Below are 14,482 nucleotides of genomic sequence, written 5' to 3' on the forward strand. Positions count from 1 at the left end.
GCCCTGGTGGGCGCCGCCCGAACTCTCCTGCCCCTTGGCCCCACCCCCCCGCCCCCGCGCCCCGTCCCTCAGCTCCCGCGCGCCACCGCGCAGACCGCCGCGCAGATCCGCGCCACGTCCTCGTCCCCGGTGATGTACGGCGGCATCGTGTACACCAGGTCGCGGAACGGGCGCAGCCACACGCCCTCCCGTGCCGCGGCCCGCGTGGCGGCGGCCATGTCCACCGCGTGATCGAGCTGGACGACACCGATCGCGCCCAGCACCCGTACGTCCCGTACGCCCTCAAGGCCGGCCGCAGCGGCGAGCCCGTCCCGCAGCCCGGTCTCGATCCGCTTGACCTCGCGCGCCCAGTCCTGGGAGAGCAGCAGGTCCACGGAGGCATTGGCGACCGCGGCGGCCAGCGGATTGCCCATGAAGGTCGGCCCGTGCGCGAGCACCGGCACCTCGCCGCGGGAGATCCCGTCCGCCACGGCGGCCGTGCACAACGTCGCCGCCATGGTGAGGTACCCGCCGGTCAGCGCCTTGCCGACGCACATCACGTCGGGGGTGACGCCCGCGTGCCCGGCGGCGAACAGCGATCCCGTACGGCCGAATCCGGTCGCGATCTCGTCGAAAACGAGCAGGACGCCGTGTTCGTCGCACGCCTCGCGCAGCACCCGTAGCCAGGCGGGGGAGTGGAACGACATGCCGCCCGCCCCTTGGACCACCGGCTCCACGATGACCGCCGCCAGCTCGTCGGCGTGCCGGGCGACCAACTCGCGCAGATGCGCTTCGTAGGCCGGGTCCGGCGGGGCGTCGAAGCCCGGTGGCGGTGCGTCCGCGAAGAGCTGCTGCGGCAGGACGCCCTGCCACAGCCCGTGCATGCCGCCCTCCGGGTCGCACACCGACATCGGCTGCCACGTGTCACCGTGGTAGCCGCCGCGCCAGGTCATCAGCCGCTGTTTGCGCGGCCGGCCGGCCGAACGCCAGTACTGGAGGCACATCTTCACGGCCACCTCCACCGACACCGACCCGGAGTCGGCGAGGAAGACGTGTTCCAGGCCGTCCGGGGTGATCTCCACCAGCCGGGCGGCGAGCCGTACGGCGGGCTCGTGGGTGAGCCCGCCGAACATCACATGGCTCATCCGGTCCAGCTGGCCGCGGGCGGCGTCATTGAGTACGGGGTGGTTGTATCCGTGCACCGCCGACCACCAGGAGGACATTCCGTCCACCAATTCGGTCCGGCCTTCGACGGGTTCGGCCAAGCGCAGTCGTACGCCCGAGGCCGACTCGACGATCAGCGGATCGGCCCGGCCGGGCATCGGGCCGTACGGGTGCCAGACGTGCTGCCGGTCGAGCGCGCGCAGTTCCTGGACGGCCGGCGGGGTGGACTCAGGCATTCGGCGGCAGCTCCGTACCCGCGCCCCGGCGGCGTACGGCGACCAGGTCCGTACGCGCCTCACCGGCGGGGACGGCAGCGGCGGCAGGCACTTCGGCCCGGGACTCCGAGCCGTCCTGCGGCGCCGACCCGGCCTGGGATGCCGGACCGGCCGGGGACGCCGAGCCGACGGCCACTTCCGTACCGGCGACCCTTTCCGTACCAGCGGCCCCTTCCGCACCGGCGGCCGACGCGTCGGCGCCGTCCTGCGCGGCCGGTTCCGCCCCGCCGTCACCGTCCCCGCACGGCCCGCAGCCACCGCCGCCGTGCCCGCCGCAGCCGCCGCCCGCGAGCGCGTCCGCGCGGTGCTCCGGCAGCGTGGTGGTGTCCGTGCCCTCCACCTCGAACCCCGCGTCCGCGATCATCGCCAGGTCGTCCTTGCCGGCCTGGCCCTCGCTGGTCAGGTAGTCCCCGAGGAAGATGGAGTTGGCCAGGTGCAGGGCGAGCGGCTGCAACGTGCGCAGGTGCACCTCGCGTCCGCCGGCCAGCCGCACCTCCACGTCCGGGCAGACGAACCGCACCATCGCCAGAATGCGCAGCGCGCGCTGGGGCGTGAGGTTCCACTCCTTGGCCAGAGGGGTTCCCTCGAACGGGATCAGGAAGTTCACCGGGACCGAGTCGGGGTCCAGCTCGCGCAGCGCGAAGACCACGTCCACCAGGTCCGCGTCGCTCTCCCCCATGCCCGCGATCAGGCCGGAGCAGGCGGACAGGCCCGCCGCCTGCGCCTGTTGCACCGTTTCGACCCGGTCGGCGTAGGTGTGGGTGGTGGTGATGTCCCCGTAGGTGGCCTCGGAGGTGTTGAGGTTGTGGTTGTAGGCGTCCGCGCCCGCGGCCCGCAGCCGGGCCGCCTGGCCGTCCGAGAGCAGGCCCAGGCACGCGCACACCTCGACGCCCTCGTTCCGCTCCTTGATGGCGGCGATGGTCTGCGACACCCGGTCCACGTCCCGGTCCGTCGGCCCGCGGCCGCTGGCCACGATGCACACCCGCTTGGCGCCGCCGGCCACCCCGGCCGCGGCGGCCTTGGACGCCTCCTCCGGCTTGAGCCAGGTGTACTTGAGGATCTCCGCCTTGGAGCCGAGCCGCTGCGAACAGTACGAGCAGTCCTCGGGGCACAGCCCGGACTTCAGGTTGACCAGGTAGTTGAGCTTCACCCGCCGCCCGAACCACCGGCGGCGCACCTTTCCGGCCGCGGCCACCACGTCGAGCAGGTCGTCGTCGGACGTCGCCAGTACGGCGAGCGCCTCTTCGCGGGTCGGCGATTCGCGCCGCAGCCCCTTGTCCACCAGCGTTGTCAGGAGATCCATGGCGCTGATCCTGGCGCACGGTCACCACCCACGACCATGGAGGAACCCAACAAGGGCGCTGATTCCGGGTGTGTGCATGGCCACACCGTACGACGGTGTAACGACCGCTAACGTCTATAGACAGCCCACAAACGCGAAGGAAGCCGATGCATCAGGACGACCCTGCTCCGCCACCGCTGTGCGATGTGCCGCCACCACCTCACGACGGCCCGGCGGAGCCGGTCGCCACGCGCCGCGGCACCGGCCGGGACACCGGCGGGCGGGCCGCCGCCTTCGGCTGGATCGATGCGGCCCGCGAGCAGCGGCGCCGGGCGGGCCTGGTCCGTACGCTGCGGCCCCGGCCGGTCGAGTCGCACCTGCTGGACCTGGCGAGCAACGACTACCTCGGCCTGGCGCGGCACCCCGAGGTCACCCGCGGCGCCGCGCAGGCCGCGCACCGCTGGGGCGCCGGCGCCACCGGCTCCCGGCTGGTGTCCGGCAGCACCGAGCTGCACGCCCGCCTGGAGGCCGAACTCGCCGATTTCTGCGGCTTCGAGGCCGCCCTCGTGCTGTCGTCCGGCTACGCGGCCAACCTCGCCGCCGTCACCGCCCTCAGCGGCCCCGGCGGTCTGATCGTCTCGGACGCGGGCAACCACGCCTCGCTCATCGACGGCTGCCGGCTCGCCAAGGCCCGGACCGTCGTGGCCCCGCACGCCGACCCGGAGGCGGTGCGCAAGTCGCTGGACGGGCACGACGGCCCGGCGCTCGCCGTCACCGACGCGGTCTTCTCGGTGGACGGCGATGCCGCGCCCCTGCGGGCCTTCGCCGACGCCTGCCGGGCGCACGGTGCGGGCCTGCTCGTCGACGACGCGCACGGGCTGGGCGTGCTCGGCGACGGGGGACGCGGCGCGCTGCACGCGGCCGGGCTGGCCGGGGACACGGACGTGGTCGCCACCGCGACCCTGTCGAAGTCCCTGGGCAGCCAAGGGGGTGCGGTCCTCGGACCGGCCCGGGTCATCGAACACCTGGTCAACACGGCGCGGACCTTCATCTTCGACACCGGACTCGCCCCCGCGGCGGCCGGCGGCGCCCGTACGGCGCTGCGGCTGCTGCGCCGCGAACCGGAGCGCGCCAGCCGGGCCCGCGCGGTGGCTGCGGAACTGCACCAGCGGCTCACCGCCGCCGGGCTGACGGTCGCCCGCCCGGACGCCGCCGTCGTGTCCGTACGGGCCCCTTCGCCCGAACAGGCCGTCCGGTGGGCCGCGGACTGCCGGGACGCGGGCCTGCTGGTCGGCTGCTTCCGGCCCCCGTCCGTACCCGACGGCATCTCCCGGCTCCGGCTGACCGCCCGCGCGGACCTGACCCCACGGCAGACGCGGGAAGCGGTCCGTACGATCGTCCGGACCGCGCCGGCCGTCTGAGAGCGGGCCGGACGGCGGTCCCGACGGTGTGGGTGGATCAGTCGCCGTGCTGCGGATCAGTTGTCGTACGGAGGGGCGATGGCCGTACGAGGGGACGACTGCCGTACGGCGAACCGCACGGCGTGCGGCGGGCCGGTTCAGCCCACCTTCGTGAAGCGGTGGTCGGCCAGTCCGTCGACGAAGGACGTCCAGGCCGCGGCGGTGAACAGCAGGGCCGGACCCGCGGTGTTCTTCGAGTCGCGCACCGCGAGCAGTCCGGAGCCGATGCGGGCGGTCTCGACACAGTTGTTCATCCCGGTGCTGCGGCTGCTGCGCCGCCACCGGGTACCGAGCCGGGCGGTACGGGACCGGTCGTGCCCGGACGGGACTGACATGATTCCTCCTCAGACGCCGGTGCCGACTCATGGGGTATCGGCGACCCGGGCGATGAATTCCGCTGACTTCTCGCAGGAGAGGGCGCGCCCCCGCAGCGTGTCGAACGCATCGCTGTACGCCCTGAGGTCCTCTTTGCGTTCCAAGTAGAGGCTACTCGTCAAATGGTCGAGAACAACCACATCTAAGTCAGAAGTGAGCGGAAAGGAGAAGATAACGAAAGGACCGGTGATACCGATGTGCACACCGGACGCGAAAGGAAGCACCTGTAGGCGCACATGCGGCAAGCGCCCCATGTCCAGAATGTGGCGGAGCTGGGCCGCCATCACGCCGGGCGAGGCGACCTCCCGCCGCAGCACCGCCTCGTCCAGCACCGCGCGCAACTCCAGCGGCCGCTCGCCGTGCAGCACCTCCTGGCGGGCCATGCGCACCGCCACCAGTTCGTCGACCTGTTGCGCCGACAGGCCCGGCAGCGTGGTGCGGGTCACCGTCCGCGCGTAGTCGGCCGTCTGGAGCAGCCCCGGAACCACCGTCGTCTCCAGCGTGCGCGCCAGGCACGCGCCGAACTCCAGGCTGATGAAGTCCCGGTACGCCGGCGGCAGCAGGTCCCGGTGCGTGTGCCACCAGCCCTGCCGCGCCGTGCCGTCCCGCGCGACGTCCCCGCACAGCGCCGCCAGCAGGGCGCGTAGTTCCGCGTCCCGGACGCCGTACGCGTCCAGCAGCAGGGCGACATCGGCCGACTTCACCCCGCTGCGGCCGGTCTCGATACGGCTGACCTTGGACTGGTGCCACCCGACCTGGCGGGCCGCCTCGCCGCTGGTGAGGCCGGCGAGCGTCCGCTGGCGCCGTAGTTCCGCGCCCAGTTTGCGGCGGCGCACCGCGGGCCCGTGCCCCATGCCGACTCCTCCGTCCTCCGGTGAGCGCACCGTGCGCGCGCGTGCGGCCGATGGCCGATTCCGATCCGACAGTGTGCCGCGCAAATACGGTCTCGCGTAGCAGAGTTCACCGCTTCGGGCGACAGATATATGCACATCCTGGTGGATGGCCCGTCACCGTCGCAGCATGGTGGCAGGCTGGCGCACAGCAGCGTTTCGAGGCCGGAGACGAGGGTGCCGAAAAGAACCGGAAAGCGATGGCGGCTTCCTCCGGTCGCGCTCCGGAGTCGAGCCTCGGCGGGAAAGGGACGGCGTCGCGATGGCAGACCACCAGGAATCCTCACTCACTCTGCCCAGCACACCGGCTTCGGTCGCCGAGGCCCGCAGGTACGTCATGGGCGTGCTGGCCGAGTGGGGCCTGCCGGACGGGACGGAGACGGCCGACACGGTGCGCCTGATCGTCTCGGAACTGGCCACCAACGCTGTGCAGCACACTTTCGGCCGGTCGCCGGCCTTCACCGTCGACGTCCGGCTCGACCGTGACGAGCGGCTGCGGATCGGCGTCACCGACGACCATCCGCGCTGGCCCAAGCGGTTGCCGGCGGCCGTGCAGCAGGACAACGGGCGGGGGATGGTGATCGTCCGCTGCCTCACGGCCGAGTCCGGCGGGCAGTTGACGGTCGAACCCACCGAGACCGGGGGGAAGACCGTGTGGATCACGTTGCCGTGGAAGGCGTTTCTTCCGTAGGGGGTTCTTCCGCAGGGGGGTTCTTCCGCAGGGGTGGGTGACGGTTCTTTTCGGGCCTTGGCGGCCCGGGCCGATCGGAAGCGGTCAGCAGCGGGGCGCCTCAGGGTCTGCTGAGGAAGCGCGACTTGCGGCGGCGGCCCGCGCCGCACGCACACCCCACGCCCTCGTCCCGTACCTGCCGGTATGTGGGACTGCTCTCCCGGCCGCAGCGGGAACAGCGGCACGGCCACGGCTCGTAGGCGCCGGGGCAGGGGACGAGCGGCATGAGGCCGGCGGCGTGCATGACGCGTTCGGCGACGGTGGCCGGGCCGGGGGCGACCATGGGGCCTCCAGCGAAGGCCGGGGCTCCGGCTCCGTCGGCCGCCGGAGCCCCGGGTGCGGGGGCATGTCCGGGCCCGAAACCGTTCACAGGCGCCTGCTGGGGCACGGCGACCGGCGCCGCCGCCGGCGGCCGGAGCGGAGGCGGTGGGATCGTCGGGGGCTCGGACGGGGGCACGGGGACGGGGATGGGCGGAGCCGTGCTCACGGGACGGCCGACGGGCGCCGGTGGGGCCGCTGCGGCCGGACCCGCCACCATGCCGGGCGTCAGGTCGCCCGGGTGCCACTGGTGCAAGCAGGACGCGCACCACCACAGGAGCTCGCCCGCGCCGTAGACCCCTTCGTCCTCCCAGAGCACGTCCGTGCTGCCGCAGGCCGGGCAGGGGGTGGCGGGGGAGCGGCGGCGCAGAAGTCCGCGCAGGTTCACGACTCGGTCCCGGTGTGCGGGGGCTGGGGCAGGTGCGTGTGCATGGGTCTCCTCACGTGCTAAGGAGACTTCATCGGTTCGCCGTCGCCAAAGCAAGGACGACCAGGTCACAAAAGATTTCTCCCGCGCGGCGCCGCTTGGCCTCCCCGAGGACGGCCGCGGTTCTCCAGGGCCGCGGAGGGCTCTCAGGAGGACGAGTCGCGGACCGACGGCTTGATGTGCCCTTTCCGGTGGCCCAGTACGCGGGGCAGCAGCGCCCACAGGCCGCCGCACGTCGCCAGTGTCACGGCCCCCGCCGTCACCCCCGCGCCGCGCCCCAGGACGACGTCCACGACGAGCAGCACGGCACCGGCCAGCGCCAGCGCGAGCACCGCCATGCCGGCCGCCGTCAGACGCGCCGAGACCTCCACGATCAGCCCCTTCGCGCGCCGCCGGAACAGTACCCGGTGCACCGCGGCCGGCGCCGTGAGCAGCAGCGTCGCCAGCACGGCCAGCAACAACGTACCGACGTAGAAGCCACGTTGTGTGGTGTCCAGAGACACGAAGCGCGGGGTGAAGGCCAGCGTCAGCAGGAAAGCGAACAGGATCTGCACACCGGTTTGCAGGACGCGCAGTTCCTGGAGCAGTTCGCCGAAGTTGCGGTCGTAGCGCTCCAGGGGCGTCTCGTTGCGGTCCGCGCACCCGGTGTACCGAGCGGCCCCGGACGGATGGGGCATTTCGGGCGATTCAACTGTTTCAGGCGGTACAGGCGGTCCGTTCCGGTCGTCGTCGGTGAAGGGGGCCATTGTGTCCGGGTATCCACCGGCGCGTTGATCACTCCCGCTGCGTGTGCGTGCGTACGGGCGCCGGTGCGCGTACCGCGGCGCGGGCACCGGGGGCCGCACCCGGCCCCGTACGCACGCTCTTTCAGGACGGCCGCGTCAGCGGACCCGGCCGTACGAGACGCTGCGCGACCAGATGCGCTCCAGGCGCACCACGGAGCCGGGCTTGGGTGCGTGCCAGATCTTGCCGTTGCCCGCGTAGATGCCCACGTGGTAGATCCCCCGGCGGGAGTGGAAGAAGACCAGGTCGCCGAGGCGGCGCGCGGACGCGGACAGGTGCCGGGTGCGGTTGTACTGGGCCGCCGCGGTGCGCGGCAGCCGCTTGCCGGCCCGCTTGAACGAGTACAGCGTCAGTCCTGAGCAGTCGAAACGGTGCGGCCCGCTGGCCCCGTACTTGTAGGGCGAGCCCTTCTTGGAAGCGGCGATCCGCAGCGCTGCCGCCGAAGTCGTCGCGGCTTCGGCGTCCGCGGAGGCTCCCGGAACGACCAGTGTTCCGCCGACCGTGGCGAGCGCGACGACGGAGATCATCCCGGCCCGCACCAGCAGGGGGGAAGTGGTGGTACGCGCACTCATGCGCAACCCTTCGTCAGGCGCCGGCGAAGGAGTACCTGTCGGGTTCGGGCAGGCGAAGATGCCCGGTCGCGGTGGCGACTTCACCCCAAGGGCCGGTCCGGCCGTGGCGGCCGGCGGGCCCGTCGTGCTCGGGTCCTCCGCTCCTGCCGGTCCAAACACATCGACCAGACGTCCGGTACGGCGGCAGGATTGGGCGTCCGTCCGGACCGCCCCACCGCTGTGGCGGGGGCTTGTCGTCGAAGCGATCGTTGCGCATCCGGCGGCCGGATTCCGAGCAGAAACGGCGGTATGTGAGGTTGGTCACGCCTGCTCCGTTCGGGTGGACGGCAGGTGTTTCGCGGGAGGGCCGCGACGGATGAGGACCCGTGTACCAGGCCCGGAACCGCGCGTTCCGGGCGACACGTGCGCGCGCGGCGCAAGCTGTGTGGTGCAGCGCGTGTCTCCGTGAATACGCCGTTCGGGCGAGCCCGATCGGGCTCCGTGTCGGCGCGCTGCCGTGCTCGCGGAGCGCTCCGGCTCCTCCTGTAGGACTCCGCCATACCTTGCGGTGTGTGCCTGGTGGTGCGGATGAGCCTCAAATGGCGTCAGGAGGGCGCCCGACCCTCGTACGGGCGCCCCCCTGATCTGTGCGGTCACTCCTCACGACGCCTTCGCAGGCCGCGTGTTCATCGCCCCGCCGACCGTTTTCGGTACGGGCCACACCGGTTGCCGGACACGTCACCGGCTGCCGGGGCGCGACCGGCCCCGCGCCACCGGCTTGTACGGCGTCAACTCCGTGCGTCAACTGCGCGGCGGAGGTACCGCGACGAGGCGTGCGCGGCGCTCGCCGTCGAGGACGCGCAGGGCCTGCGCCAGCGTCCCGGCGTGCAATTCGCTCTCACCCCGGTCGTGCATCAGCGTCAACGCGTCCCGCAGGGCGACGGACTTGCTGACCAGGGCCTGCGCGGCCCGCAGCCCGCCGTAGGTGTCCGTGCCGCGGGCCGGGTTGATCCGGCCCAGCAGGTCCAGGACCGCCAGATAGCTGTCGATGAACTCGCCCTCGGCTCGTGTCAGCGCGGGCAGCGGCGGGAGTTCGGGCGGCAGCATCCCGGCTCACCTCGCGCCCAGTGCCGTGGAGTGCTTGCGGCTGCGGGTGAGTCCGTCGATCAGGCCGTACTCGACGGCGGCCGTGGCGTCGAAGATCTTGTCGCGTTCGAGGTCTTCGGTGATCTGCCGGGCGGGCCGTCCGGTGTGTTTCACCAGCAGCTCCTCCAGCAGCGCCCGGCAGCGCAGGAGTTCGTCGGCCTGGATCCGGAGGTCGTCGGTCTGACCCTGCACCGGTTCGTCGATCGAGGGCTGGTGGATGAGGATCCGGGCACCCGGCAGAGCGAGGCGCTTGCCGGGGGTGCCCGCCGCCAGCAGCACCGCGGCGGCGGAGGCCGCCTGGCCGAGGCAGACGGTTTCGATGTCGCACCCCACGAACTGCATCGTGTCGTAGATCGCCGTCATCGCGGTGATCGAGCCGCCGGGGGAGTTGATGTAGAGGGAGATGTCCCGGTCGGGCGCGTCGTAGTCCAGGTGCATGAGCTGGGCGATCACGTCGTTGGCCGCGGTGTCGTCGACCTGGGTGCCGAGGAAGATGATCCGCTCGCTGAGCAGCTTGGAGTACGGGTCCATGGTCCTGGCCCCGTACGAGGTGCGCTCGGTGAACTCCGGCAGGACGTAACGGGCCTCGGGGCGGTTCATGGGTACTCCTCTTCCCTGTCCACCTGTAAAGAATGTACAGAACGTACGTAGAGCTTGATGGGAGCACGTTTCCGTCGCGGAAGGCAATGGCTTTCGACGGAGGAGTGCCGGACGCTCGCTGAGAGCGAAACGCCTCATGGGGTGTCAGGGCCGGCGGAAAGCGGTCGATTTGACTGCTCGTGAGGCGGTACGGGTGTTCCGCCGCCTGGCCGGTTCCCCTACCGGCTCCCCTCCGGGGAGCGTTCCGGCCGAACTCCCCGGCGCGGCCCGGCACCGGCCCGGCGCGCGGCGCACCGGATTGCCTCCACCGCACCGCCGGTCCCTCGGAAAACCCCGCCGGCCCACGGAGGTGACACCCGGCGCGCGAGCCCCTGGCCAAAGGGGCCCTTGCGGTCTCCGCCCTGACGCGCGCCGCCGTTCCCGCCCCGGGCGCCCGGGTACCCGCCGGGCGTACCCGAGTCCATCGGGCCGAGTCGAGTCCAGGAGGACGCGATGGCTACCGCTTCATCCGCCGGATACCCGGAATCCGGCCGGTCCCGGGCCGCCCGTACCGAGCGGCGTTCGAGCGCGGAGACCAAACCCGCGTTCCGGAGCACCGAGTTCTTCGTCTACCTCGCCGCCGTCGTGGCGGTGCTGGTCGCCTCCGCCGTGGTCGGCGACGACGCCGCCGACATCGACCGGTTCCCCGCCGACCAGGCGTGGCTCTACGTCACACTGCTGACCATCGGCTACATGATCAGCCGCGGCCTGGCCAAGTGCGGCAGCCGCGAATCCACCGACACCACCGACCGGACCACCACCTGACCGCGCCCGGCGTACGCGGCCCGGCGCACACGGCCAGGCAGTGCTGCCGGGCCGTTCCCCTGCCGCCCTGGCCGGAATGTCGTGGACGCGACCTAAGCTGGAGCCATGGCTTACGAGATTCCGGTGACACAGGCTCGGGCGGAGCTGGCGGACTTGATCAACCGCGTCGTCTACGGCGGCGAGCGGGTGGTCGTCACGCGCCACGGCAAGCCGCTGGTCGCCCTGGTGTCCGCCGCCGACCTGGAACGTCTGGAGGCGTACCGGGAGGCGGAGGAGGCCGCGGCCGAGGAGCAGGTGATCAGCACGGTCTCCTCGGTCCGGCCGCTCCCCGCCCGGCCCGGCGAGTGGCGCCGCTTCGGCATCGCGGCCGAACACCGCGGTACGACCGGCGACCGCGGGGTGCCGGGTGCGCTCGGCGAGCACGGCGGTCCGTGCGCCGGGGACCGCTGACCCGATCGCGGAGACGGGCGACCGCCGGACGCCGGTGTTCCTGAAGGGCGTGCGGCCCGAGCGCCCGCTGCTCTTCGCCTCGTTCTCAGTGGCGATGCCCCTGGCCGCAGCGGTCCTTGTGAAGTCCTTCTCCAGTCGCGCGTCTGCCGTACCGCAGGCGCGCGTCGCCGTATACGAAACAGCCCGGTTCCGGTGAGCCGATGGGCCCACGGCCTGCGCCTCGGCGACGGTCCGGGTGGTAGCGGGGCGCGAGTCGGCCGGCAGGCGGCGATACGGCCCCACCGGCGAAGTTCCGCACCCGAACCGCCGAGTTAACGCCGTCGAAATCGCGCCGAACTAACCTGCGAGCGCCGGGCCATTGATGGTGCGGAGCTGGTGAGCGGTTTGCTCCACCTTTAATTACTGTGTGATACATCTGCTTTTGCGGGTTTATTGACACCCGTGACCTGGGCTTATGTACCCAGGGTTGAGGACTGTGAGGTGAAGGTATGCAACTGACCCCGCATGAACAGGAACGCCTGATGATTCATGTGGCGGCGGACGTGGCCGAAAAGCGCCGCTCGCGCGGGGTGCGGCTGAACCACCCGGAGGCCGTTGCACTGCTGACCTCGCACATCCTCGAAGGCGCGCGGGACGGCCGTACGGTCGCCGAGCTGATGTCGTCCGGGCGCAAGGTCCTCACCCGTGACGAGGTCATGGAGGGCGTGCCCGAGATGATCCACGACGTGCAGGTGGAGGCCACCTTCCCCGACGGGACCAAGCTGGTCACCGTCCACGAACCCATCAACTGAGCGCGGGAGAACCGACGATGATCCCCGGCCAGATCCTCCACGCCGATGCGCCGGTACGCCTGAACCCCGGGCTCCCCGTCACCCGCCTGACCGTCCTGAACGCCGCCGACCGCCCCGTCCAGGTCGGCTCCCACTACCACTTCGCCGAGGCCAACCCCGGTCTCGACTTCGACCGTGCGGCCGCGCACGGCAAGCGCCTGAACGTCCCCGCCGGCTCCGCCGTGCGCTTCGAGCCCGGCATCCCCACCGAGGTCGAACTCGTCCCCGTCGGGGGCAAGCGGATCGTCGCGGGCCTGCGCGGCGAGACCGGAGGCTCCCTCGATGGCTGACCTGACCCGCGCCGCCTACGCCGACCTGTACGGCCCGACCGTGGGCGACCGCGTACGGCTGGCCGACACCGGCCTCCTCATCGAGATCACCGAGGACCGGGCGGGCGGCCCGGGCCGGGCCGGTGACGAGGCGGTCTTCGGCGGCGGCAAGGTGATCCGCGAATCGATGGGCCAGTCCCGCGCCACCCGCGCCGAGGGCGCGCCCGACACCGTCATCACCGGCGCGGTGGTCCTGGACCACTGGGGCGTCGTCAAGGCGGACGTCGGCGTCCGGGACGGGCGGATCGCCGCGCTGGGCAAGGCCGGCAACCCCGACACCATGGACGGTGTCCACCCCGACCTGGTGATCGGCCCGGAGACCGAGGTCATCGCGGGCAACGGCAAGATCCTCACCGCCGGGGCCATCGACACCCACGTGCACTTCATCTGCCCGCAGCAGGTGGACGAGGCCCTCGCCTCCGGGGTGACCACCCTGGTCGGCGGCGGCACGGGCCCGGCCGAGGGCAGCAAGGCCACCACCATCACGCCCGGCGCCTGGCACGTGGCCCGGATGTTCGCGTCGATGGACGGGCTGCCCGTCAACGTCGGACTGCTGGGCAAGGGCAACACCATGTCCGCCGCCTCGATGCGCGACCAGCTGCGGGCCGGTGTCCTCGGCTTCAAGATCCATGAGGACTGGGGCGCCACCCCCGCCGTGCTCGACGCCTGTCTGCGCGTCTGCGAGGAGAGCGGCGCGCAACTGGCCATCCACACGGACACCTTGAACGAGGCGGGCTTCCTCCAGGACACCCTGGCCGCCATCGGGGGCCGCGGCATCCACGCGTACCACGTGGAGGGCGCCGGCGGCGGCCACGCGCCCGACATGATCGCCATGGTCTCCGAGCCGAACGTGCTGCCCGCCTCCACCAACCCGACGCGCCCGCACACCGTCAACACCGTCGAGGAACACCTCGACATGCTGATGGTCTGCCACCACCTCAACCCCGCCGTGCCGGAGGACCTCGCCTTCGCCGAGTCCCGCATCCGGCCCTCCACCATCGCGGCCGAGGACATCCTGCACGACCTCGGCGCCATCTCGATCATGTCGTCGGACGCCCAGGCCATGGGCCGCATCGGCGAGGTCGTGCTGCGTACCTGGCAGACCGCGCACGTGATGAAGAAGCGGCGCGGCACGCTGCCCGGCGACCTGCTCGCGGACAACGCCCGCGCCCGCCGCTACGTCGCCAAGTACACCATCAACCCGGCCGTCGCCCAGGGCATCGACCACGAGGTCGGCTCGGTGGAGGAGGGCAAGCTGGCCGACCTGGTGCTGTGGGACCCGGCGTTCTTCGGCGTCAAGCCGCAGCTCGTCATCAAGGGCGGCCAGATCGCGTACGCGCAGATGGGCGACGCCAACGCCTCCATTCCCACCCCGCAGCCGGTGCTGCCCCGCCCGATGTTCGGTGCCATCGGGCAGGCGCCCGGCGCCAACTCCGTCAACTTCGTCTCCGAACAGGCCGTGGCGGACGGACTGCCGGACCGGCTCGGGCTGGCCAAGTCCTTCCGGGCCATCCGCAGCACCCGCGGCGTGACCAAGGCGGACATGCGCAACAACGACGCGCTGCCGAGCGTCCACGTCGATCCCGACACCTTCACGGTGACCATCGACGGCGACGTGGTCGAGCCCGCCCCGGCCGCCGAACTGCCGATGGCCCAGCGTTACTTCCTCTTCTGAGCGGCCGGTACATGTGCGAGAGGCCGAAGAAGGAGGTACGGCGATGAGCCGGGCGGCACTGCTCGTTCTGGCGGACGGCCGGTTTCCGGCGGGTGGGCATGCCCACTCCGGTGGTGCCGAGGCGGCCGTGAAGGCGGGGCGGATCCGGGACGCGGTGAGCCTGGAGGCGTTCTGCCGGGGGCGGCTGCACACGGCGGGGCTGGTGGCGGCCGCGCTGGCGGCCGCGGCGGCGGCCGGGTGCGATCCGGTGGTGCTGGATGAGGCGGCCGATGCCCGGACGCCGGTGCCCGCGCTGCGGCTGGCGGCGCGCCGGCTCGGGCGGCAGATGATGCGCGCCGCCCGCGCCACCTGGCCCTCGGCGGAGCTGGACGCGCTGGCCGCGGCCCGGCCGCGCGGCGCGCACCAGCCCATCGT

17 protein-coding genes are annotated in these 14,482 nt (G+C 72.2%); 8 read left to right on the forward strand and 9 right to left on the reverse strand.

Annotated elements, in window-relative coordinates; genetic code table 11:
- Positions 1-68: 68 nt before the first annotated feature.
- Both ACH4FX_RS39270 and bioB read right to left on the reverse strand, forming a co-directional pair.
- On the reverse strand, positions 69-1,379 hold the full coding sequence (locus ACH4FX_RS39270; RefSeq protein ID WP_398486303.1) for an adenosylmethionine--8-amino-7-oxononanoate transaminase: 1,311 nt from the start codon (positions 1,377-1,379) through the stop codon (positions 69-71).
- Positions 1,372-2,721 (reverse strand): biotin synthase BioB, encoded by a 1,350-nt coding sequence (gene bioB, locus ACH4FX_RS39275; protein ID WP_398486304.1) that lies wholly within the window; start codon positions 2,719-2,721, stop codon positions 1,372-1,374. Before bioB ends, ACH4FX_RS39270 begins: the two co-directional genes overlap by 8 nt.
- Positions 2,722-2,867: 146 nt before the next feature.
- Here bioB and ACH4FX_RS39280 point away from each other — a divergent pair, with 146 nt between their 5' ends.
- Positions 2,868-4,121 carry an 8-amino-7-oxononanoate synthase gene (locus ACH4FX_RS39280; protein WP_398486305.1) on the forward strand — a complete coding sequence of 418 codons (1,254 nt, stop codon included), beginning with the start codon at positions 2,868-2,870 and terminating at the stop codon, positions 4,119-4,121.
- A gap of 137 nt (positions 4,122-4,258) precedes the next feature.
- Here ACH4FX_RS39280 and ACH4FX_RS39285 read toward each other — a convergent pair whose 3' ends face one another.
- Together ACH4FX_RS39285 and ACH4FX_RS39290 are read right to left on the reverse strand one after the other, a co-directional pair.
- Positions 4,259-4,495: a DUF397 domain-containing protein gene (locus tag ACH4FX_RS39285; RefSeq protein ID WP_398486306.1), complete on the reverse strand. Its 237-nt coding sequence runs from the start codon at positions 4,493-4,495 to the stop codon at positions 4,259-4,261.
- A gap of 27 nt (positions 4,496-4,522) precedes the next feature.
- A complete protein-coding gene (locus ACH4FX_RS39290; RefSeq protein ID WP_398486307.1) occupies positions 4,523-5,389 on the reverse strand; it encodes a helix-turn-helix domain-containing protein in 867 nt (288 codons plus the stop codon).
- A gap of 298 nt (positions 5,390-5,687) precedes the next feature.
- Between ACH4FX_RS39290 and ACH4FX_RS39295 the strand changes: the two genes are divergently transcribed.
- Positions 5,688-6,116 (forward strand): ATP-binding protein, encoded by a 429-nt coding sequence (locus tag ACH4FX_RS39295; RefSeq protein WP_398486308.1) that lies wholly within the window; start codon positions 5,688-5,690, stop codon positions 6,114-6,116.
- 100 nt (positions 6,117-6,216) lie between these two features.
- On the opposite strand, the gene ACH4FX_RS39300 is transcribed toward ACH4FX_RS39295, so the two are convergent.
- From ACH4FX_RS39300 to ACH4FX_RS39320, 5 genes are all read right to left on the reverse strand, one after another.
- Positions 6,217-6,438, reverse strand: a complete 222-nt coding sequence (locus tag ACH4FX_RS39300; protein ID WP_398486309.1) for a hypothetical protein — start codon at positions 6,436-6,438, stop codon at positions 6,217-6,219.
- 608 nt (positions 6,439-7,046) lie between these two features.
- Positions 7,047-7,577 carry a DUF6328 family protein gene (locus tag ACH4FX_RS39305; protein ID WP_398486310.1) on the reverse strand — a complete coding sequence of 177 codons (531 nt, stop codon included), beginning with the start codon at positions 7,575-7,577 and terminating at the stop codon, positions 7,047-7,049.
- Between the two features lie 204 nt (positions 7,578-7,781).
- Positions 7,782-8,255, reverse strand: coding sequence for a C40 family peptidase (locus tag ACH4FX_RS39310; RefSeq protein WP_398486311.1), 474 nt, complete (start codon positions 8,253-8,255; stop codon positions 7,782-7,784).
- Positions 8,256-9,035: 780 nt separating this feature from the next.
- Positions 9,036-9,341, reverse strand: a complete 306-nt coding sequence (locus tag ACH4FX_RS39315; RefSeq protein ID WP_398486312.1) for a hypothetical protein — start codon at positions 9,339-9,341, stop codon at positions 9,036-9,038.
- Positions 9,342-9,347: 6 nt separating this feature from the next.
- On the reverse strand, positions 9,348-9,980 hold the full coding sequence (locus ACH4FX_RS39320) for an ATP-dependent Clp protease proteolytic subunit (RefSeq protein WP_398486313.1): 633 nt from the start codon (positions 9,978-9,980) through the stop codon (positions 9,348-9,350).
- Positions 9,981-10,472: 492 nt separating this feature from the next.
- On the opposite strand from ACH4FX_RS39320, the gene ACH4FX_RS39325 reads away from it, so the two are divergent.
- The 6 genes from ACH4FX_RS39325 to ACH4FX_RS39350 form a co-directional block, all read left to right on the forward strand.
- Positions 10,473-10,784 (forward strand): hypothetical protein, encoded by a 312-nt coding sequence (locus tag ACH4FX_RS39325; protein WP_398486314.1) that lies wholly within the window; start codon positions 10,473-10,475, stop codon positions 10,782-10,784.
- A 105-nt stretch (positions 10,785-10,889) separates the two neighbouring features.
- Complete coding sequence (locus tag ACH4FX_RS39330; protein WP_398486315.1) at positions 10,890-11,234, forward strand: type II toxin-antitoxin system Phd/YefM family antitoxin; 345 nt, start codon at positions 10,890-10,892, stop codon at positions 11,232-11,234.
- Positions 11,235-11,722: 488 nt separating this feature from the next.
- Complete coding sequence (locus ACH4FX_RS39335; RefSeq protein ID WP_398486316.1) at positions 11,723-12,025, forward strand: urease subunit gamma; 303 nt, start codon at positions 11,723-11,725, stop codon at positions 12,023-12,025.
- Between the two features lie 17 nt (positions 12,026-12,042).
- A complete protein-coding gene (locus tag ACH4FX_RS39340; RefSeq protein WP_073762566.1) occupies positions 12,043-12,354 on the forward strand; it encodes an urease subunit beta in 312 nt (103 codons plus the stop codon).
- A complete protein-coding gene (locus ACH4FX_RS39345; protein ID WP_398486317.1) occupies positions 12,347-14,068 on the forward strand; it encodes an urease subunit alpha in 1,722 nt (573 codons plus the stop codon). The genes ACH4FX_RS39340 and ACH4FX_RS39345 overlap by 8 nt, the downstream gene beginning before the upstream one ends.
- Before the next feature lie 43 nt (positions 14,069-14,111).
- Positions 14,112-14,482, forward strand: a 371-nt coding sequence (locus ACH4FX_RS39350; RefSeq protein ID WP_398486318.1) for an urease accessory protein UreF, incomplete at its 3' end; no start/stop codon positions are given.

This window comes from Streptomyces sp. NPDC018019 (assembly GCF_044327805.1).
Classification (GTDB): domain Bacteria; phylum Actinomycetota; class Actinomycetes; order Streptomycetales; family Streptomycetaceae; genus Streptomyces.